The following is a 17,795-nucleotide window of genomic DNA, read 5'->3' on the forward strand; positions in this document are numbered from 1 at the left end:
TGCGCAACAGAATTATAGCCGCCTTAGGTTGCATGCTTGCGGGCGTCGCCACGCTGGTCCCGTTGCCGGCGGCGGCGGTGGACCTGCCCGCCGAGGTCAGCGTGCCGAGCTTCTGGGATCCCGCGCACCGCATGGAGAAGCCCGACCTTTCGGAGATGCGGGCGATCCGGATTCTCGCCGAGGCGGAGAATCCGCCCTTCGCGTTCATCGGCGCCGATGGCCTGCCGACAGGCTTCAGCGTGGAGCTCGCCCGGGCAATCTGCCTGGAGCTGGAGATTCCGTGCACGGTCCAGGCGCTGCGCTGGAACTACCTCGCCGGCGGCATCGACGCCGGCCTCGGCGACGCGGTGATCGGCTCGTTCGCGATCTCGGCCGACAGCCGCGCCCGGTTCGACTTCTCCAATCGCTTCCTCACCCGACCGGCCCATTTCGTGGTGCGCCGGGACGCGGCGGAAATGGAGATCCTGCCCGAAGGACTCGCCGGCAAGCGGGTCGGCGTCCAGAAGGGCACCGCGCACGAGGCCTATCTCAGGGCCTACTTCCCCGGCTCCATCCTGTTCACCTTCGACACCGAGAACGAGGCGCGCGCCGCGCTGAAGGACGGCGACATCGATGCCCTGTTCGCGGACGGCCTCAATTCGAGCATATGGCTCAACGGCGTGACGTCGGAAAATTGCTGCCGGTTTGCCGGCGGACCCTTCACCGAGGCGCGCTATTTCGGCGAGGGGCTGGCGATCGCCGTGGCGCCGGGCAACGACAAGCTGCGCGAGGCGTTCGATTTTGCGCTTGCCCGGATCCAGCAGGACGGCACCTACCGGGAGATCTTCCTGCGCTACTTCCCGGTCAGTTTCTATTGAGCGGCGGCTTCAGCGCACCGGCGGCCGTTTCGCGCCGACGGCGTTCTCCGCGCTCCCGGTTCTGGCGGCTGAGCGGCAGCAACAAGGACCAGCCGAGGCGGGTGGGATCCTCCGACTGGTAGTCGTCCAGCCCGATCACCATGGCCTCGTGGCCGAGTGCCGGCTGCGGCACGTAGGTGCGGAACATCCGGTCCCAGATCGACAGGTTGAAGCCGTAGTTGGAATCCGTCTCGGCGACGTCCGTGGAGTGATGGACCCGGTGCATGTCGGGGGTGACCAGGACGAGGCGCACCACCCGGTCGACGCTGTCGGGCAGCCTCGCATTGGCGTGATTGAACATCGCCATGCCGTTCAGCACCACCTCGAACAGGAAGACCGACAGGGGCGGGGCGCCAAGCGCCGCGACGACGGCCATCTTCCACAGCATCGACGCCGCGATCTCGACGGGGTGGAACCTCAGGGCGGTCGTCAGGTCGATATCGACGTCGGCATGGTGGACCCGGTGGAAGCGCCAGAACAGCGGTATCTTGTGAACGGCCAGATGCTGCGCCCAGATAGCCAGATCGAGGGCGAGAAAGGCGATCAGTCCCGCCAGCCAGCCCGGGGTGCCGGTAATGTGGAACAGCCCGACCCCGCGCGACTGGGCCCAGAACGCGACGCCGACGGCGGCGAGCGGGAACAGGAGGCGGACTGCCGCCACGTCGATGGCGACGATCGCCAGGTTGGTGAACCATCGCCGCGACCGCCGGTGGGTCAGCGTCCGGCGCGGCGCCGCCCATTCGAACACGGCCATCAGCAGGAACACGGCCGCGAAGGCGGCAAATCGCAGTCCCCCTTCGCCGATCGTGTCGATCGCATCCATCCGGACTGATCCCGCTTTGCCAATTGTCTGAGGTCGCGCGGCAAAATATCGTGGCCGCGACTCTTGCCCGCAACCCACATCCGATGACAGAGCCACACATGACCGTGACCGCCGACAGTCTGCTCTGGACCCGTGCCGGCGATCCGCAGGCCACCCTGCTGCTGGCCCACGGCGCCGGGGCCGGCATGACGAGCCCGTTCATGGAACGGATCGCCGAGGGGCTGGCGGCGCTGGGCGTCAGCGTCGCCCGGTTCGAATTCGCCTACATGGCGGAGCGCCGCGAGGGGGGCGCCAAGCGGCCTCCACCGAAGGCCGAGCGGCTGATTGGCGAATACGAGGCGGCGCTGGAGATCGCTTGCAACGAGACGGGCGGCGGACCGCTGCTGATCGGCGGCAAGTCGATGGGCGGCCGCGTCGCGGCGATGGCGGCGGCCGACCCGGACGTCGCGGCTGCCGTGTCCGGCGTCGTCTGCCTGGGCTATCCGTTCCACGCCACCGGCAATCCCGGACAGCTCCGCCTCGAGCCGCTGCAACTGGCCGACGCGCCGGTGCTCGTCTGCCAGGGCGACCGCGATCCATTCGGCAGCGCTGCCGAGATTGCCGACTACGGCCTGCCGGACAGCGTCTCGCTGCTCTATCTCGAAGACGGCGACCACGACTTCAAGCCGCGCGGGCGGTCGCCGGCGACATGGAAGGGCAATCTCGCCATCGCCGCCCGGGCGGTCGCCGACTTCGCGGCGGCGCAGGCGGACGGACGAGACGGCGGGGCGGGGCCTTAGGTCGTCCGGAACCGGGCGCGGGCGGCGCGCTCGATCGCTGCGCACACCAGCGGGTCGAGGTCGAGCCGGTCGCGCAGGAGCTGCAACATGCGCAGTTCCTCCTGTTCGACGTCCAGATCGGCAGCGGCGACGTCGACGGCGAGCGCGTAGGCGGTGTCGTAGAACCGCTGCGGAAGCGAGCCGGCGATCAGGTCGAGGACCGTCCGCAGGCTGCCGTCCTCGTTGAGGAGAGTACCGCAATCCTCGGCGACGGCGACCAGCTTCTCCTTGTCGAAGTCCCGGAAGGCGGGGAGGTTCTGCACGATGCCGCCGATGCGCCGCAGCTCGTTGTCGGTCATCGTCCGATCGGCCGCCGACATGGTCACCATCGTGTAGATGAGCGCTTCCTGCGGGCTCACCGTCTTGGTCATCGCTTGCTTCCCGTTGATTGCGAAGTGGATCCGGACTGCCGGAGGCCGGGTATCGGGCATTGGAAGACCTGCCGACCCCTGTCTCCGGCGACGTGGGGTACGGCGGGAACGTAGACGTCCCGCTCCCCGCTCGCAAGGCGGGCAAGCGGATTGACGGAGCCGCCGCGCCTCCATAGTTTCCGCGCCTGCCGGACCGACCGGAACAGGAACCCTGGAAATGACCGATATCGCCGAAACCGCAGCCGACTACGGCGCGGACCTTGCCGCACTTGCCCGCGACAGCCGGGCCTGGCCCTTCGAGGAAGCCCGCAAGCTCGTCGATCGCCTGGAGAAGATCGGCAAGGACAAGACAGTGATCTTCGAGACGGGCTACGGACCCTCCGGCCTGCCCCATATCGGCACCTTCGGCGAGGTGGCACGCACCACCATGGTGCGACACGCCTTCCGCGTGCTCACCGAGGACAGGATTCCAACCCGGCTGATCTGCTTTTCCGACGACATGGACGGCCTGCGCAAGGTGCCCGACAACGTGCCGAACCAGGACCTGCTGAGGGCCAACCTCGACAAGCCGCTGACCCAGGTGCCCGATCCGTTCGGCAAGTACCGGTCGTTCGGCGAGCACAACAACGCCATGCTGCGCTCGTTCCTCGACGCGTTCGGCTTCAAGTACGAATTCATGAGCGCGACGGCCTGCTACACGTCGGGCCGCTTCGACGAGGCGCTCCTGAAGGTGCTGGAACGCTACGACGAGGTGATGGCGGTGATGCTGCCGTCGCTGCGCGAGGAGCGCCAGGCGACCTACAGCCCGTTCCTGCCGACCTGTCCGCGGACCGGCCGGGTCCTGCAGGTGCCGATCATCGAGCGCGACCTGCCCTCCGGCGCGGTCGTCTACAAGGATCCGGACACCGGCAGGCTCGAGCGCGTCAAGGTCACCGGCGGAAACTGCAAGCTGCAGTGGAAGGCGGACTGGGCAATGCGCTGGTATGCGCTCGGCATCGACTACGAGATGTCGGGCAAGGACCTGATCGACTCGGTCAAGCTGTCGAGCCAGATCTGCCGGGTGCTCGGCGGACTGCCGCCCGACGGCTTCAACTACGAGCTGTTTCTCGACGAGAACGGGGAGAAGATCTCCAAGTCGCGCGGCAACGGCCTGACAATCGACGAATGGCTCCGCTACGCCGGGCCGGAAAGCCTGTCGCTGTTCATGTACCAGTCGCCGCGCAAGGCCAAGCGGCTCTATTTCGACGTCATTCCGCGCAATGTCGACGACTATCAGACGTTTCTGGAGAAGTACCGCCAGCAGCAGTCGGAGCCGTCGAGCGCGCCGGAGGAACGGCTGCAGAATCCGGTCTGGCACATCCACACCGGAAACCCGCCGCAGCCCGGCGTGCCGATATCGTTCTCGATGCTGCTGAACCTGGTGTCGGCCTCCAATTCCGAGGACCGGGACGTCCTGTGGGGCTTCATCCGCCGCTATGCGCCCGAGGCGAGCCGCGAGGCGAACCCCGAACTCGACAAGCTGGTCGGCTACGCGGTCCAGTACTTCCACGATTTCGTGGCGCCGAACAAGCGCTACCGGGCACCGACGGATGTCGAGCGCGCCGCGCTCGCCGACCTGTCGGAGAAGCTCGGCCAGCTGCCGAAGGACGCGGATGCCGAGACGATCCAGAATGTCGTCTACGAGATCGGCAAGACGCACCCGTTCGACAACCTGCGCGACTGGTTCCGGGGCCTGTACGAGGTTCTGATCGGCCAGAGCCAGGGACCGCGCTTCGGCTCGTTCGTCGCGCTGTACGGCATCGACGAGACCCGTGCGCTAATCGGCGACGCCCTCGACGGGCGTCTGGGCTGACGGCTCGGGCTGGGGTAACGGCTCGGTGACGACCGGCGGATCGGGTTCGGGGCTGGGGAATGCCGGCGCCTGGAAGGGCTGCGGCGGCAGGTCGGGCGCGGTGAAGGATGTCGGCAGTTCCAGGCCGGAACCGCCGGTGCCCTTGACCTCCCACCTGGCCAGGTAGACGCCGCGCTTCTGGGTGCGCGCCGCATCCGCCTCCTCGGCGTATCCGGCGTCGGGATCGGCTTCGGCCCAGCCCTGCTCGACCAGCCAGCCGTTGATGTCCTGCAGGCCCGCCGAGCAGGTTCCCACGATCGCATCCCCGGCTTCCGACACGACGGTGCAGTCGACTGCGCGGTGGCGGATCAGCATCCGCAGGGCGGCGGCGGCGACACGGCCGCACGGCCAGGTCTGGCCGGTCTCGTCGGTGCAGGTCTTCTCGCCGGGCACCGGGGAGATGCCGGCAAGGCGGATCGTCCTGTCGCCGGCTTCGAGCGTCGCCGCGTCGCGGACGATGACCCGGTGGTAGCGCCGGACGTCGGGCTCGTTGTCTTCCTCCTCCTCGGCCTGCTCGACCGTCTCCGGATCAACGTAGCGGCTGGTCGGGCGGGCGAGGACATTGGGCGGCGTGACGTCACGCGGGATTCGGACGGCGGTCTGGCTGGTCGCCTCCCCGTTGGAACCGGCCAGGCCGGACGCGTCGGTCTGCGCGGGGCGGGGCCCGGCGCGCATCGCACCGCGCCCGGCGACGCCCGGATCGTCTGACCCCGGCGCCGGCGGAACGACGGTTTCGGCAACGTCCGGCGGGCGCCAGTCGGAGAACAGCCCGAACCCGTTGAGAACGATGCCGTAGACGAATGCCGCGACCAGGAACGTGGCGACGGCCGTCAGTATGACTCGGATCATTCAGCCCTTGCCCGGACGAATTCGGATGCAGCGGCCATCGTCGCCCAGCAGCAGGGACGGCGCAACCGCCGCGTTGTCGCGGGCCGCACGGGCGGGTCGGGTGGCGCGCTACTGGCTCGCCCAGATGATGCGGGCGATCCAGTCGATCTCCCGCAGGTCGAGCGTGCGGTGCTCGTGCTCGGGATTGATCGAGTGCAGTTCGATGATCCGGGCCGTCCGGCGCGCCAGCACCTTGGCCATCACCTCGCCGTCGCGGGTGCGCACGACGACCCGGTCGCCGCGCCGGACCGAGGAGCCCGGCGAGACGATCACCACGTCGCCGTCGCGGTAGAGCGGCAGCATGCTGTCGCCGGAGACCTCCAGCGCATAGGCGTGGTCGTCGGAGACGTCGGGAAACGCCACTTCGTCCCAGTCGCCCCCGACGGGAAAACCGCCATCGTCGAAGAACCCGCCCGCGCCGGCCTGCGCGAAGCCGATCAGCGGCACCGGGCGCGTGCGGTACTGGGTGTCTTCCGTGCCGGGATCGCGCACCAGCGAGACGAATTCGTCTATCGTCGACCCGGTCGCCTGCAAGACCTTGGAAATCGATTCGGTATTCGGCCAGCGCAGCCGCCCGTCGCTGCCGACGCGCTTCGACTTGTTGAAGGTGGTCGGGTCGAGCCCGGCCCGTCTGGCCAGCCCGGAGGCGGACAGCGAATAGCGCGCGGCCAGCGCGTCGATCGCGGACCAGATCTGGCGGTGGGACAACATCGGGCAGCTCCATTCACCCGGCAGCGGCTGCCGGAGGGTGGTGTTGGAATTTATTCCGATAATATAGGAATTATCCCCTCTGCCGCCGGATGTCCAGCGGCGTCTCGCTGCAGGCCGCGCAGGTCGAATCGCTTGCCGCGAAATGCCCCCGACGATACGGTCCCGCCGCAATGGAAAACACCGTCTTCAAGATATGCGGGCGCGAGGAGTGGGCGGCGGCTTCTGTCGCCGGCGAATACCTCGGCAACGCCGACGACGCCCGCGACGGGTTCATCCACCTGTCGGCCGCCGACCAGGTGGCGGGAACGCTGGAAAAGCATTACGCCGGCCGCACCGACCTGCTGCTTGTCGCCGTCGATGCTGAAGCCCTCGGTACGGCGCTGAAATGGGAACCGTCGCGCGGCGGCGCCCTGTTTCCCCACCTCTACGGCCCCCTGCCCCTGGCCTCGGTCACCGGCGTCACGGAGATCGGGGCCGACCAATGACCGGCTTGCTCGAGAGGATCGGCGGGCCGGTGCTGCGGGCGATCGATCCCGAACGCGCCCACGACCTGGCGATCGCGGTGCTGAGAACCGGGCTCGTCAACCGACGGCCTTCGCCCGACGACGAGCGGCTGCGGGTCCGTTTGTGGAACTTGGATTTTCGCAATCCGGTCGGCATGGCGGCCGGGTTCGACAAGAACGGCGATGTGCCGGACGCGCTTCTGGGACTTGGGTTCGGCTTCGTCGAGATCGGGACCGTGGCGCCACGGCCGCAGCCCGGAAACCCGAAGCCCAGGGTGTTCCGCTTGTCCGCCGACGAGGCGGCGATCAACCGATACGGGTTCAATACAAAGGGCCAGGACGCGGTCACGGCAAACCTGGCGCGCCGCGACCGGAGACGGTCCGGCATACTTGGCATCAATATCGGCGCCAACAAGGACAGCGAGGACCGCACCGCCGACTACGTTGCCGGCGTCGCGGCATTTGCCGAGCACGCCGACTACCTGGCGGTGAACATCTCCTCGCCGAACACGCCGGGTCTGCGCGACCTCCACCACGATCTTGCGCTGGAAGATCTGCTGGCGCGCGTTTCAGCCGAACGCGACCGTCAGACCGCGGCGACCGGCCGGCGCGTGCCGCTGCTTCTGAAGATCGCGCCGGACCTGGAGGACGCCGATCTGGACGCCATCGCCGGTGCCTACGGGCGTCACCGCTTCGAGGGCCTCATCGTCTCCAACACGACGCTGAGCCGCAGCGGGCTCGCCGATCCGCAGGCGAGCGAGGCGGGCGGACTGTCAGGCCGGCCGCTGTTCCGGCGCTCGACCATAATCCTTGCCCGCCTGCGCCAGCGCGTCGGTCCCGGCGTGCCGCTGATCGGCGTCGGCGGCATCGATTCCGGGGCCACTGCCTACGAGAAGATCCGGGCCGGCGCCTGCCTCGTGCAGGTTTACACGGGACTGGTCTTCAAAGGGCCCGGCCTGGTGGACACAATCAAGCGGGATCTGCTGGAGGCCTTGCGCCGCGACGGTCTTTCGTCGATCTCCGATGCGGTCGGCACCGGCACGGACGACTGGGCGAGGCAGGACATCGGATGACGGTCACGATCTGGCACAACCCGCGCTGCTCGAAGTCGCGGCAGACGCTCGCACTGATACGCGAAAAGGGCATCGAGCCCGAAATCGTCGAGTACCTGAAGACGCCGCCGGATGCCGCGGCGATCAGGGGCGCGCTGAAGAAGCTCGGCATCGGACCGCGCGACTTGCTGCGCAAGGGCGAGGCCGCCTACAAGGCGCGGAAGCTTTCCGACACGTCGCTTTCCGACGATGCTCTCATCCAAGCGATGGCGGAGGAGCCGGTGCTGATAGAGCGGCCGGTGGTGATGACGGACGGCAGGGCCGCCCTCGGCCGCCCGCCGGAGGCCGTGCTCGAAGTCCTCTAGAGCATCATCCGGTGGTGCAGGTCGAGCATGATCCACAGCGTGCCGCCGATCATGATGCAGATCAGCACGGCGGCGAAGCCCAGCACCAGAATGTTCTCGCGCGGCGTCCGGCGGAAGTCGATGTGGAGAAAGTATCGCAGGTGCACCAATACCTGGACGATCGCCAGTACGGCGATCAGGATCAGCGCCGGCCGGCGGTCCAGCAGGCCGAGCGCGACGACGCCGAACGGGATCGCCGTCAGAACGATGGCGATCCCGTATCCGACGAGATAGCTCCTGCGCAGGGCGGCGGGGGTTTCGTTCGCGATGTCCATCACAGCGTCCCCATCTCACAGAATGCCGGGCAGGTAGACCACCGAGAAGATCCCGATCCAGACGATGTCCAGGAAATGCCAGAACAGACCGAGCCGGAACAGCCGGGAGCGCACGGACGGCGTCAGGTCCTTGACGAGCAGTTGGACGATCATCACCGCGATCCAGACGATGCCGCCGGTGACGTGCAGCCCGTGCGTGCCGACCAGGGCGAAGAACGCCGACAGGAAGCCGCTGCGGTCAGGACCGGCGCCCTCGGAGATCATGCCGACGAATTCCGAAATCTCCAGCGACAGGAAACCCAGTCCCAGCACGGCGGTGACGAGCAGCCAGACGATGACGCCGTTGCGGTTGCCGGACGCCACCGCGACGCTCGCCATGCCGAACGTGAGCGTGCTGGTCAACAGCAGCGCCGTCTCGGCCGATGCGCGGGTCAGGTCGTACACGTCCTGGCCGGTGGGGCCGCCATCGGTGCCGCGCGTCATCACCACATAGGTGGCAAACAGCAGCGCGAAGATGATGGCGTCGCTCATCAGGTAGAGCCAGAACCCGAAATCGCGCTCCTGGAGGGGATCGATCTCCGGTGTCTTGCTCGCCGAGAGAGGGCGTCCCGGCACCACGGATTCGGCTGTCATCGGATATCTCGTCCGCTCGATGTGTGGAAAGGCGCTGCGACCGCGCCGCGATGACATACACGCAGGCGCATCAGTAACCCAGCAGCGGACCGCTGCCGCGCGCCTCCAGCGCGGCCACCTCGTCGGACGACAGCTCGAGTTCCTCGTCGTCACCGAAACTGCGCGCCACCACCGTGGCGAGCGCTATGAGCAGGCTGAGGATCGCCAGCCACCAGATGTGCCAGACCATGGCGAATCCGAACACGCCCGCAATGACCCCGATGACGACTCCCGCCGCGGTGTTCTCCGGCAGTTCTATCTCGGAGGCCACGTCGTCCTTGTCGGCTTCGGCGGGATGTTCCTTGCGCCAGATCAGTTCGTCACGATCGTGCACCTGGGGAATGCGTGCGAAGTTGTACGGCGCCGGCGGCGAGGCGGTCATCCATTCCAGCGTCCGGCCGCCCCACGGATCGCCCGTCCGGTCGGCCAGCACCTCGCGGTCGCGGATGCTCACGTAGAGCTGGGTGATCAAGCAGCCGATGCCGACCAGGATCGAGCAGGCGCCGATCGCCGCCACGATCAGCCACGGCTGCCAGGCGCCGACGTCGTAGTGCTCCATGCGCCGCGGCATGCCCATGAAGCCGAGCACGTAGAGCGGCATGAAGGCCAGGTAGAATCCGACGATCCAGAACCAGAACGCCCGTACGCCCCATGTCTCGTCGAGACGGAAGCCGAACGCCTTCGGGAACCAGTAGGTGTAGCCAGCGAAATAGCCGAACAGCGCGCCCGGGATCAGCATGTTGTGGAAATGCGCGATCAGGAACGTCGTGTTGTGCATCAGGTAATCGACGGGCGGCAGCGCCAGTGCGACGCCGGTCATGCCGCCGATCACGAAGGTCACCAGGAAGCCGACCGTCCACAGCATCGGCACCCGCAGCTCGATGCGGCCGGCATACATGGTCAGCAGCCAGTCGTAGACCTTCACCCCGGTCGGCACGGCGATGATCATCGTGGTGATGCCGAAGAAGGCGTTGACGTCGGCGCTGGATCCCATGGTGAAGAAGTGATGGAGCCAGACGGAGAAGGACAACAGCCCGATGACGGCCGTGGCGTAGACGAGCGAATCGTAGCCGAACAGGCGCTTGCGCGAGAAGGTGGCGACCACCTCCGAAAAGATCCCGAAGGCTGGCAGGATCAGGATGTAGACCTCCGGATGGCCCCAGATCCAGATCAGGTTGATGTAGTTCATCATGTTGCCGCCGCCGTCATTCGTGAAGAAATGAAAGCCGAGGTAGCGGTCAAGGACCAGCTGCCCGCCGACGACGGTGATCGCCGGGAAGGCGAACACGATGAGGACGCTGGTGACCAGCGCCGTCCACGTGAACAGGGGCATCCGCATCAGCGTCATGCCCGGGGCGCGGCGCTTGAGGATGGTGACGACGAAATTGATGCCGGTCATCGTGGTGCCGATGCCGCTGAGGATGACGGCCCACAGCCAGTAGTCGACGCCGACGCCGGGATTATACTCGATGCCGGAATAGGGCGGATACCCGGTCCAGCCTGCGGTCGAGAACTTGCCGATGACCAGCGACACCAGCACCAGGCCGGCGCCGGCGGCGGTGAGCCAAAGGCTCACAGAATTCATGAACGGAAAGGCGACGTCGCGGGCGCCGACCTGCTGCGGCACGACGAAGTTCATCAGTCCCGACAGGAACGGCATTGCCATGAAGAAGATCATGATCGTGCCGTGCGAGGAGAACACCTGGTCGAAATGCTCCGGCGGCAGATAGCCCTCGTTGTTGGCCGCCATCGCCTGCTGCGCGCGCATCATGATGGCGTCGGCGAAGCCGCGCATCAGCATGACCAGCGCCAGCACGACGTACATGATGCCGATGCGCTTGTGGTCGACGCTGGTCAGCCACTCCGTCCACAGGTACCGCACCTTGCCGAGCCACAGCACGAAGCCGATGACGGCAACGCCGGCCAGCACCTCGGCCATCGCACCGCCGAACGCGATCGCGCTGTAGAAGGGCAGAGCATCAAAGGTAAGCTTTCCCAGCATCAGAGACTGCCCCGGCCGCTCGGTGTTTCGCAGATGAACTCGCCCGCATAGGCATCGAGCTGCGCCGTCCGGCGCTCCGCCGGCTGGCCGGAATATTTCTCGATGATGCTGTCGAACAGGTTCGGCTCGGCGCTGGAATAGTACTTCACCGGGACCTTCTGGCTCGGCCTGGCCAGCTCCGCGTAGGTTTGGCCATCAAGCGCGTCGGGCGACGCGCGAACGATGTCGAGCCAGGACTCGAAGCCGGCGGGCGGCACCACCTTGACCCGGAACTGCTGATCCGCGAAGCCGGTGCCGCTGTATTGCATGTTGCGACCGATATAGGTGTCCTCGTCGTTGGCGATGAGGTTCAGCCGCGTCTGCATGCCCGCCATGGCGTAGATCTGCCCGGCCAGGCCGGCGACGTAGAGCGAGTTCATCACCGTGTCGGAGGTGATCCGTATCGACACCGGCTGGCCGGTGGGGATGACAAGCTCGTTGACGACGGCGACGTTCTGCTCGGGATAGATGAACAGCCACTTCCAGTCCTGGGCGATGGCCTCGACCCGGAGCGGGGTCTTGTCCGGCTCCACCGCCAGATAGGGATCGAGCCGGTGGGTGTAGTCCCAGACCAGGGTGCCGATCGCCACGACGATGATCGCCGGGCCGGCCCAGACGATCGCGTCTACCCGGTTGGACTGCCACTCCGGCCGGTAGTTTGGATTGTTGGACGAGGCGCGGTAGCGCGTCAGCACGATGATCGCGAGGATGTAGACGGGAAGCACGACCAGCAACATCAGTCCGACGGCCGCGAACAGGAGTTCGCGTTCCTCCCGGGCGATCGGTCCGTCCGGCAGTAGGACCGGCCAGTCCTCGGTGCTGCAGCCCGCCAGCAGGAGCGCCACCCCGATCAGGAATGCGGTGCGCAGGCCGCGTTGCAGGCTTTCGGGGGACGTGCCGACTGTCTTCACGATGATCTTTCGATGTCCGAACGTTCGTATGCGCCAGGCGAACTCAAAACATAGAAGACCCGAGGCAGTGCTGACTACCCTCAGGTTACATTGATTCTGAATGGAATAGGCAACGTTCGTTAACGCGGCGTTCAGGGGCGCGTCGGCCGCGTCAGCCTTCGGGGAACGTGCGTTGCAGGCGCAAGGGGTAACGCGCGGCAAGCGTCAGGCCGCGGACCAGCAGGAACACGGCCAGCGCCAGCCACAGTCCGTGATTGCCCAGGAGCGGCGTCGCGACCAGCCACACGAGAAGGTAGACCGCCAGCGAGACCAGCATCATGTTGCGCATGTCATCGGACCAGGTCGCGCCGATGAAGACGCCGTCGAACTCAAAAGCCGCGACGCCGAACAGCGGCGTCAGCGCCGCCCAGACGAGGAAGTGGCGGGCCGCCGACCGGACCTCCGGGCTGGTGGTCAGGAGATCGATGATCGCCGGGCCCGCGACAAGGAGGACCACGCTGAGCGCGGCCGCCAGCGCGTATCCCCAGGCCAGCGTCAGAGCGACGGCACGCGAGAAGGCCGGCCGGTAGCGCGCCCCCACGGCGCGCCCGGCGAGCTGTTCGGCGGCGGTGGCGAATCCGTCGAGAAAATAGCTGCCGAATATGAAGAGGTTCATCAGGATGGCGTTGGCCGCCAGCACGACGTCGGTCTGCCGCGCGCCCGCCGAGGTGAACAGGGCGAAGACCAGCAACAGCGAAAACGAGCGGATCATGATGTCCCGGTTGACCGAAAAGGTCCGGATCAGCCCGAGTCTCTCCGTGAGCGCGGCCAGTGGGATGAATGCGTTCGCGCCCAGCGTGCGCCAGGCCAGGAGAACGCCCACGATGGCCGTCACCGTCTCGCCGATGACCGTGCCCCATGCGACGCCTGCCACGCCCCATCCGAGCCACAGCACGAAGGTCACGTTGAGCGCCATGTTCAGCCCGTTGAGGAGGAGCTGCAGGCCGAGCCCGGTGCCGGCGCGGCCGAGACCCAGAAACCATCCGAGGATCGCGTAGTTCAGCAGCGAGACGGGTGCGCCCAGCGCGCGTATCGCGAAGTATTCGGAGACCGCGGCGTTGACCGGCTCGCTGGCGCCCATGAAGCCGAGCGAGACCGCCAGGAGCGGCACCTGCAGCGCGATGATCAGGGCGCCGGCTATCAGCCCGATCAGGGCCGAGCGGTAGAGCGTCGCGGTCTGCGCGGTCTGATCCTCGGCGCCGACCGCCTGGGCGGTCAGGCCGGTGGTGCCGGACCGCAGGAAATTGAACGTGGCGAACAGGATGTCGAAGACGACCGCGCCGACGGCGATGCCGCCGAGCAGGTCGGCGCGGCCGAGCTGGCCGATCACCGCGGTGTCGACAATGCCGAGCAGCGGCGTCGACAGATAGGCGATCGTCATGGGAATCGCGATGGCGAGGACGCCTCGCTGGGTCACCTCGAAGGGGCGGACGGTCGACATCGGACGGCAGGTCTTTCGGGACAGGGGAAATCCCGTGGACGACGGGATGCAGGACGGCCTCGGCGACCTTCGGAGCGGCGGGGGAAGCGGACGTCTTGCTTATAGCGCGAACCCTTGCCGGATGCATCAGCGCAGCTGGCCCGACCGCGCCACAGGTGACGCCGGCCTCCGCGCGCCATATGACTCCGCAATGTCCCTGTCAATCGTCCACCACGAGGCCTTCGTCGCCGCGCTGCCGGCGAATCACCGCTTTCCGATGAACAAGTACGGTCGTCTCGCCGAAATCCTCCGGGACGAGGGAGTCGCCGGGCCGCAGGGGTTCACGGCGCCAACCGAGGCGCCTGCCTCATGGCTGCGGCTTGCGCACGATGCATCCTATGTGGACCAGGTGCTGTCGGGGACGGTGCCGCGGCCCCTGGAGCGGGAGATCGGGTTTCCGGTCGAGGAAACCATCGCCCGCCGCGCGCGGCTGTCGACGGGGGCGACGGTGCTGGCGGCGCGGATCGCGGCCGACCGGGGCATCGCCTGCACGACCGCCGGCGGCAGCCATCACGCGCGCCGCGCGGGCGGCGCCGGATTCTGTGTCTTCAACGACGTGGCCGTGGCCGCCCGGCTGATGGCGGCCGACGGCGTCGGCAGCGCGCTGGTGGTCGATCTCGACGTCCATCAGGGCGACGGCACCGCCGAAATCCTGGCGGACATGCCCGGCGTCTTCACATTCTCCATGCACGGTGAAAGGAACTACCCGGTGCGCAAGGTGGCGGGAGACCTCGATGTCGGCCTGGCCGATGGAACCGGCGACGATGCCTATCTGGAAACGCTCGCCGACGCGCTGCCGCCGCTGATCGACCGTCTGTCGCCCGAGATCGTCTTCTACAATGCCGGCGTCGACCCGCATCGCGACGACCGTCTGGGCCGGCTGAGCCTCTCAGACCGGGGGCTCGCGGAACGCGACAAGCGGGTGATCGGCACGTGCCGGGACCGGGGCATTCCTGTCGCCTGCGTCGTCGGCGGCGGGTACTCAGCCGACATCGACGCGCTGGCGAGACGTCACGCGATCCTGCACCGGACCGCTGCGGCCTTCCTGTAGAGCGTTTACTCGCCGCGCCCCACCCTGGTCAGCCGCATCACCAGCCAGATCGGGATCACGACCACGGCGCCGAGCAGGAAGTACCGTCCCAGATCGCCGATCGCCTCGAACCCGAGGTTCCAGATGCCGCGGACCAGGCGCTCGAAATTGCGCACGATGTCGAATGGAGAGATGCCCAGCGCCGAAAAGATCAGGCCGACGATCAGCGATATCACGGCCAGACGCACGATCACCCAGCCGGGCGGGCCGCCGAAGAAACGAGTCAGTGGGCCGTTCGACATGGTTGCTTCCTCTGCTGGCCTGAGACTCCGTGCTGCCTGGTACGCCGCCGGGTTCGGACCTACAGGTAGGAGATCACGATCGGGTTCGCCAGTCCGGACCGCCGACCCGTTGACCACCGCAAAGGCAGGGAAAGCCTCAGTCCTCCTTGAGAAGGGCCTCGAGGACCTCGATCCGGTCGGCGTCGGCAGGCCGCTTGTCCCAGCGGATCCGGCCGATGCGCGGAAACCGCATGGCGAGGCCCGACTTGTGTCGGGTCGAGCGGGCCAGTCCCTCGAAGGCGATTTCCAGGACCAGGCCGTTGTCCGGTTCGTGATCGACCTCGCGGACCGGCCCGAACCGGTTGATCGTATGTCGCCTGACGAACTGGTCGAGCCGGCGCAGCTCTTCGTCGGTGAATCCGAAATAGGCCTTGCCGACAGGTACCAGTTCGGCGCCCTCGGGCGCCTCGCGCCAGACGCCGAAGGTATAGTCGGAATAGAACGACGAACGCTTGCCGTGGCCGCGCTGGGCATACATCAGCACCGCATCGACGTTGAAGGGGTCGCGTTTCCACTTGTACCAGTGACCCTTGGGCCGGCCGGCGAGATAGGGGCTGTCGCAGCGCTTGATCATCACGCCTTCGACCGCCCCGGCATCGTCGTCCGCGCCGTGGCCGGCGGGATCGGCACGGGCGGCGGTCAGCTCCTCCCAGCTCTCGAAGTGCACAATAGGCGACAGCGAGATGCGCTCCGAACCCGTTGCCGCCACGAGCGCCTCGAGCCGGATCCGCCGCTGCGAGAACGGCAGGTCCCTCAGATCCTCCCCCGCCTCGACCAGCAGGTCGTAGGCGATCAGGTGGGCGGGAAACTCCGCCAGCATCTTCGGCGTGACCGTCTTCCGGTTCAGGCGCTGCTGCAGGGTATTGAACGACTGAACGCGGCCCTCGCGCATGATCAGCAGTTCGCCGTCGATGGCGCCGTCGAAGTCCAGCGCCTCCAGCAGATCGGGAAAGGCCTTCGAGATGTCGTCGCCGGTCCGGCTGTAGAGGCGGCGGGCCGGATGTCCGTCCGCGCCGGTCGCCGACACCGCCTGCACCCGGATGCCGTCCCATTTCCATTCCGCCGCGAAATCGGCGGCGTCGAGCTTGTCGAAATCCGTTTCCTCCACGGCGTGGCTCAGCATCGCCGGCCGGAACGGCGCGGGATCGGAGATCGCCGGCTTGCCGGAGCGCCCTTCCGCCCAGGCGAACAGCGCCTCGTACGGCGGCTCGAGACCGTGCCAGACTTCCTCCACGTCGGCCGGCTTCAGCGAGCCCAGCGCGGCGACGGCCGTCTTCGCGAGCCTGGCCGAGACACCGACGCGCAGGCCGCCGGTGATAAGTTTCAGGAACGCCCAGCGCCCGGTCTCGTCGAGCCGATCGAGGAACGAGGCGATGATGCCCGGCAGTTCCGCCTTGCCGGCCGACCGCAGGGTCTCGACCACCTCGGGCAGCGGGATGCCGGGATCGGCGCGGCGGAACGGCTGGTCGGGGCGGTCCGGCCCACTCGCTCCGGGCTGCCGGTCCGCGGCAGGGTCCTTGCCGGCCGGCTGCGCCGGCGACCCCCCTCCCCGACCCTCCCCCGCAAGGGGGGAGGGAGGGTGGTTGGTGCGGCCGCTCGCGGTATCCGTGGCTGTCTGATCGGCCGCTGTTCCTTTGTTGGCCGTCTGCGACGGCGACCCCTCTCCCCGTCCCTCCCCCACAAGGGGGGAGGGGGCGGATTTGGCACTGTCCTTATCCCTGACGAGATCCCCATCACTCGTTGCAGTGACAACAAATCTGTCTCGTTTTTCATGGAATCTGCCGCTTGCGCCCCCCTCCCCCCTTGTGGGGGAGGGATGGGGAGAGGGGTTCTCGCGGACGCTATCGCCGAAGGAGTCCGCCCTTCCTTCCCCCGCCGGCCACATCAGCGCCACCGTCTCCGACAGGTCGCCGACATAGTCGTAGGACATGCGGAACAGCACCGGGTCGGTGCGCTCCTCGATCAGGGCGCGGATGACGCCGGGCTTGGCATGGCGGAAGTTGAGGTCGCCGGTCAGGGCGGCCAGCGCGAGGCCGCGGGCCGGATCGGGAGTCTCGGCGAAATATTCGGCGATCAGCGCGATCTTGGCGTTGCGCCGCGGCTCGTAGGCGAGCCGGTCGAGCAGCGCCGCGAAACGGTTCATCCGCTGCTGCCGGCGCCCTCGTCGCCGTCCGCCTCGTCTTCGTTGAAGACCGTCGCGATGCGCCACCCCTCGTGACCGTCGATCAGCGCGTAGCGGCAGGCGAACTCCATTGCGGCCTCGCCGTCCTCGCGTTCCTGCCGCCAGGACAGGTTCGCGAACGCGGTTGCCCCGGCGGCCACCAGGCTCTTCACCTCGAATGTGGAATGGACGATCTCCTCGGTGTCATAGACGGCGAGAAGCGCCTCGATGTTTTCCAGCAGCTCCTCGCGATCCAGGAACACATTGCCGGCGCCGAGCTGCCAGATGGTGCAGGGGTAGGCGAAGCAGTCGGCGACCGCCTCAGCGTCGAAATCGTCGAACCCGGCGGCGTACTCCTCGAACAGGGTGGTGATCTCGTCTTCGGTCTCGGGGATCATCTGGATCTCGGCTGACATCGGGATTCCGTCGGTACCCTTCGCATCGTCGTACCGTTCTGCCATGCTCCTTTGCACGGAAACGGGATGCAA

19 protein-coding genes are annotated in these 17,795 nt (G+C 67.3%); 7 read left to right on the forward strand and 12 right to left on the reverse strand.

What is annotated here, in order from left to right:
* Positions 1–32: 32 nt before the first annotated feature.
* A complete protein-coding gene (locus V3328_RS13670; protein ID WP_340330232.1) occupies positions 33–857 on the forward strand; it encodes a transporter substrate-binding domain-containing protein in 825 nt (274 codons plus the stop codon).
* Here V3328_RS13670 and V3328_RS13675 read toward each other — a convergent pair.
* Positions 844–1,719, reverse strand: coding sequence for a sterol desaturase family protein (locus V3328_RS13675; RefSeq protein WP_340330233.1), 876 nt, complete (start codon positions 1,717–1,719; stop codon positions 844–846). The genes V3328_RS13670 and V3328_RS13675 overlap by 14 nt on opposite strands.
* 98 nt (positions 1,720–1,817) lie before the next feature.
* Between V3328_RS13675 and V3328_RS13680 the strand changes: the two genes are divergently transcribed.
* Positions 1,818–2,498 carry an alpha/beta family hydrolase gene (locus V3328_RS13680; protein ID WP_340330234.1) on the forward strand — a complete coding sequence of 227 codons (681 nt, stop codon included), beginning with the start codon at positions 1,818–1,820 and terminating at the stop codon, positions 2,496–2,498.
* Here the strand turns inward: V3328_RS13680 and V3328_RS13685 are convergent.
* Positions 2,495–2,908: a tellurite resistance TerB family protein gene (locus V3328_RS13685; protein WP_340330235.1), complete on the reverse strand. Its 414-nt coding sequence runs from the start codon at positions 2,906–2,908 to the stop codon at positions 2,495–2,497. The genes V3328_RS13680 and V3328_RS13685 overlap by 4 nt on opposite strands.
* A gap of 217 nt (positions 2,909–3,125) precedes the next feature.
* Here V3328_RS13685 and V3328_RS13690 point away from each other — a divergent pair, with 217 nt between their 5' ends.
* Positions 3,126–4,760 (forward strand): lysine--tRNA ligase, encoded by a 1,635-nt coding sequence (locus tag V3328_RS13690; protein WP_340330236.1) that lies wholly within the window; start codon positions 3,126–3,128, stop codon positions 4,758–4,760.
* Here the strand turns inward: V3328_RS13690 and V3328_RS13695 are convergent.
* Both V3328_RS13695 and V3328_RS13700 read right to left on the reverse strand, forming a co-directional pair.
* The gene (locus tag V3328_RS13695) at positions 4,725–5,648 is read right to left on the reverse strand and encodes a thermonuclease family protein (RefSeq protein ID WP_340330237.1); all 924 of its coding nucleotides are present in this window, start codon (positions 5,646–5,648) and stop codon (positions 4,725–4,727) included. The two genes, V3328_RS13690 and V3328_RS13695, sit on opposite strands and share 36 nt — an antisense overlap.
* Before the next feature lie 108 nt (positions 5,649–5,756).
* On the reverse strand, positions 5,757–6,398 hold the full coding sequence (locus V3328_RS13700) for a S24 family peptidase (RefSeq protein ID WP_340330238.1): 642 nt from the start codon (positions 6,396–6,398) through the stop codon (positions 5,757–5,759).
* A gap of 170 nt (positions 6,399–6,568) precedes the next feature.
* Here V3328_RS13700 and V3328_RS13705 point away from each other — a divergent pair, with 170 nt between their 5' ends.
* From V3328_RS13705 to arsC, 3 genes are read left to right on the forward strand one after another with little or no spacing between them, the layout of a single operon-like run.
* The gene (locus tag V3328_RS13705) at positions 6,569–6,883 is read left to right on the forward strand and encodes a DUF952 domain-containing protein (protein ID WP_340330239.1); all 315 of its coding nucleotides are present in this window, start codon (positions 6,569–6,571) and stop codon (positions 6,881–6,883) included.
* Positions 6,880–7,974: a quinone-dependent dihydroorotate dehydrogenase gene (locus V3328_RS13710; protein WP_340330240.1), complete on the forward strand. Its 1,095-nt coding sequence runs from the start codon at positions 6,880–6,882 to the stop codon at positions 7,972–7,974. Before V3328_RS13705 ends, V3328_RS13710 begins: the two co-directional genes overlap by 4 nt.
* A complete protein-coding gene (gene arsC / locus V3328_RS13715) occupies positions 7,971–8,318 on the forward strand; it encodes an arsenate reductase (glutaredoxin) (RefSeq protein ID WP_340330241.1) in 348 nt (115 codons plus the stop codon). Before V3328_RS13710 ends, arsC begins: the two co-directional genes overlap by 4 nt.
* On the opposite strand, the gene cyoD is transcribed toward arsC, so the two are convergent.
* The 5 genes from cyoD to V3328_RS13740 form a co-directional block, all read right to left on the reverse strand.
* The gene (gene cyoD, locus V3328_RS13720) at positions 8,315–8,632 is read right to left on the reverse strand and encodes a cytochrome o ubiquinol oxidase subunit IV (RefSeq protein WP_340330242.1); all 318 of its coding nucleotides are present in this window, start codon (positions 8,630–8,632) and stop codon (positions 8,315–8,317) included. The genes arsC and cyoD overlap by 4 nt on opposite strands.
* A gap of 15 nt (positions 8,633–8,647) precedes the next feature.
* Positions 8,648–9,265, reverse strand: a complete 618-nt coding sequence (cyoC, locus tag V3328_RS13725; RefSeq protein ID WP_340330243.1) for a cytochrome o ubiquinol oxidase subunit III — start codon at positions 9,263–9,265, stop codon at positions 8,648–8,650.
* 70 nt (positions 9,266–9,335) lie between these two features.
* Positions 9,336–11,306: a cbb3-type cytochrome c oxidase subunit I gene (locus V3328_RS13730; protein WP_340330244.1), complete on the reverse strand. Its 1,971-nt coding sequence runs from the start codon at positions 11,304–11,306 to the stop codon at positions 9,336–9,338.
* Positions 11,306–12,256, reverse strand: a complete 951-nt coding sequence (locus V3328_RS13735) for a COX aromatic rich motif-containing protein (RefSeq protein WP_340330245.1) — start codon at positions 12,254–12,256, stop codon at positions 11,306–11,308. Before V3328_RS13735 ends, V3328_RS13730 begins: the two co-directional genes overlap by 1 nt.
* 151 nt (positions 12,257–12,407) lie before the next feature.
* Entirely contained in the window at positions 12,408–13,736 is a 1,329-nt protein-coding gene (locus V3328_RS13740; RefSeq protein WP_340330246.1) for an MATE family efflux transporter, read from the reverse strand.
* A 190-nt stretch (positions 13,737–13,926) separates the two neighbouring features.
* On the opposite strand from V3328_RS13740, the gene V3328_RS13745 reads away from it, so the two are divergent.
* Positions 13,927–14,826, forward strand: a complete 900-nt coding sequence (locus V3328_RS13745; RefSeq protein WP_340330247.1) for a histone deacetylase family protein — start codon at positions 13,927–13,929, stop codon at positions 14,824–14,826.
* Between the two features lie 5 nt (positions 14,827–14,831).
* Here V3328_RS13745 and V3328_RS13750 read toward each other — a convergent pair whose 3' ends face one another.
* The 3 genes from V3328_RS13750 to V3328_RS13760 all read right to left on the reverse strand — a co-directional run bounded on the left by V3328_RS13750 (position 14,832) and on the right by V3328_RS13760 (position 17,768).
* A complete protein-coding gene (locus V3328_RS13750; RefSeq protein ID WP_340330248.1) occupies positions 14,832–15,107 on the reverse strand; it encodes a DUF6460 domain-containing protein in 276 nt (91 codons plus the stop codon).
* Positions 15,108–15,243: 136 nt separating this feature from the next.
* Complete coding sequence (locus V3328_RS13755) at positions 15,244–17,289, reverse strand: cisplatin damage response ATP-dependent DNA ligase (protein ID WP_340330249.1); 2,046 nt, start codon at positions 17,287–17,289, stop codon at positions 15,244–15,246.
* The gene (locus V3328_RS13760; RefSeq protein ID WP_340330250.1) at positions 17,286–17,768 is read right to left on the reverse strand and encodes a nuclear transport factor 2 family protein; all 483 of its coding nucleotides are present in this window, start codon (positions 17,766–17,768) and stop codon (positions 17,286–17,288) included. The genes V3328_RS13755 and V3328_RS13760 overlap by 4 nt, the downstream gene beginning before the upstream one ends.
* Between the last annotated feature and the right edge of the window lie 27 nt (positions 17,769–17,795).

Origin of the sequence: Microbaculum marinum (genome assembly GCF_037855135.1) — a bacterium.
In the GTDB taxonomy this organism is placed as follows: domain Bacteria; phylum Pseudomonadota; class Alphaproteobacteria; order Rhizobiales; family Tepidamorphaceae; genus Microbaculum; species Microbaculum marinum.

Coding starts and splice junctions, on each gene's coding strand:
- V3328_RS13690 (WP_340330236.1), top strand. CDS start 3,126: ATGACCGATATCGCCGAAACCGCAGCCGACTACGGCGCGGACCTTGCC.
- V3328_RS13745 (WP_340330247.1), top strand. CDS start 13,927: ATGTCCCTGTCAATCGTCCACCACGAGGCCTTCGTCGCCGCGCTGCCG.
- V3328_RS13730 (WP_340330244.1), bottom strand. CDS start 11,306: ATGCTGGGAAAGCTTACCTTTGATGCTCTGCCCTTCTACAGCGCGATC.
- V3328_RS13705 (WP_340330239.1), top strand. CDS start 6,569: ATGGAAAACACCGTCTTCAAGATATGCGGGCGCGAGGAGTGGGCGGCG.
- V3328_RS13750 (WP_340330248.1), bottom strand. CDS start 15,107: ATGTCGAACGGCCCACTGACTCGTTTCTTCGGCGGCCCGCCCGGCTGG.
- V3328_RS13695 (WP_340330237.1), bottom strand. CDS start 5,648: ATGATCCGAGTCATACTGACGGCCGTCGCCACGTTCCTGGTCGCGGCA.
- V3328_RS13760 (WP_340330250.1), bottom strand. CDS start 17,768: ATGGCAGAACGGTACGACGATGCGAAGGGTACCGACGGAATCCCGATG.
- V3328_RS13740 (WP_340330246.1), bottom strand. CDS start 13,736: ATGTCGACCGTCCGCCCCTTCGAGGTGACCCAGCGAGGCGTCCTCGCC.
- V3328_RS13755 (WP_340330249.1), bottom strand. CDS start 17,289: ATGAACCGTTTCGCGGCGCTGCTCGACCGGCTCGCCTACGAGCCGCGG.
- V3328_RS13685 (WP_340330235.1), bottom strand. CDS start 2,908: ATGACCAAGACGGTGAGCCCGCAGGAAGCGCTCATCTACACGATGGTG.
- V3328_RS13670 (WP_340330232.1), top strand. CDS start 33: ATGCTTGCGGGCGTCGCCACGCTGGTCCCGTTGCCGGCGGCGGCGGTG.
- cyoD (WP_340330242.1), bottom strand. CDS start 8,632: ATGGACATCGCGAACGAAACCCCCGCCGCCCTGCGCAGGAGCTATCTC.
- cyoC (WP_340330243.1), bottom strand. CDS start 9,265: ATGACAGCCGAATCCGTGGTGCCGGGACGCCCTCTCTCGGCGAGCAAG.
- V3328_RS13675 (WP_340330233.1), bottom strand. CDS start 1,719: ATGGATGCGATCGACACGATCGGCGAAGGGGGACTGCGATTTGCCGCC.
- V3328_RS13700 (WP_340330238.1), bottom strand. CDS start 6,398: ATGTTGTCCCACCGCCAGATCTGGTCCGCGATCGACGCGCTGGCCGCG.
- V3328_RS13680 (WP_340330234.1), top strand. CDS start 1,818: ATGACCGTGACCGCCGACAGTCTGCTCTGGACCCGTGCCGGCGATCCG.
- V3328_RS13710 (WP_340330240.1), top strand. CDS start 6,880: ATGACCGGCTTGCTCGAGAGGATCGGCGGGCCGGTGCTGCGGGCGATC.
- arsC (WP_340330241.1), top strand. CDS start 7,971: ATGACGGTCACGATCTGGCACAACCCGCGCTGCTCGAAGTCGCGGCAG.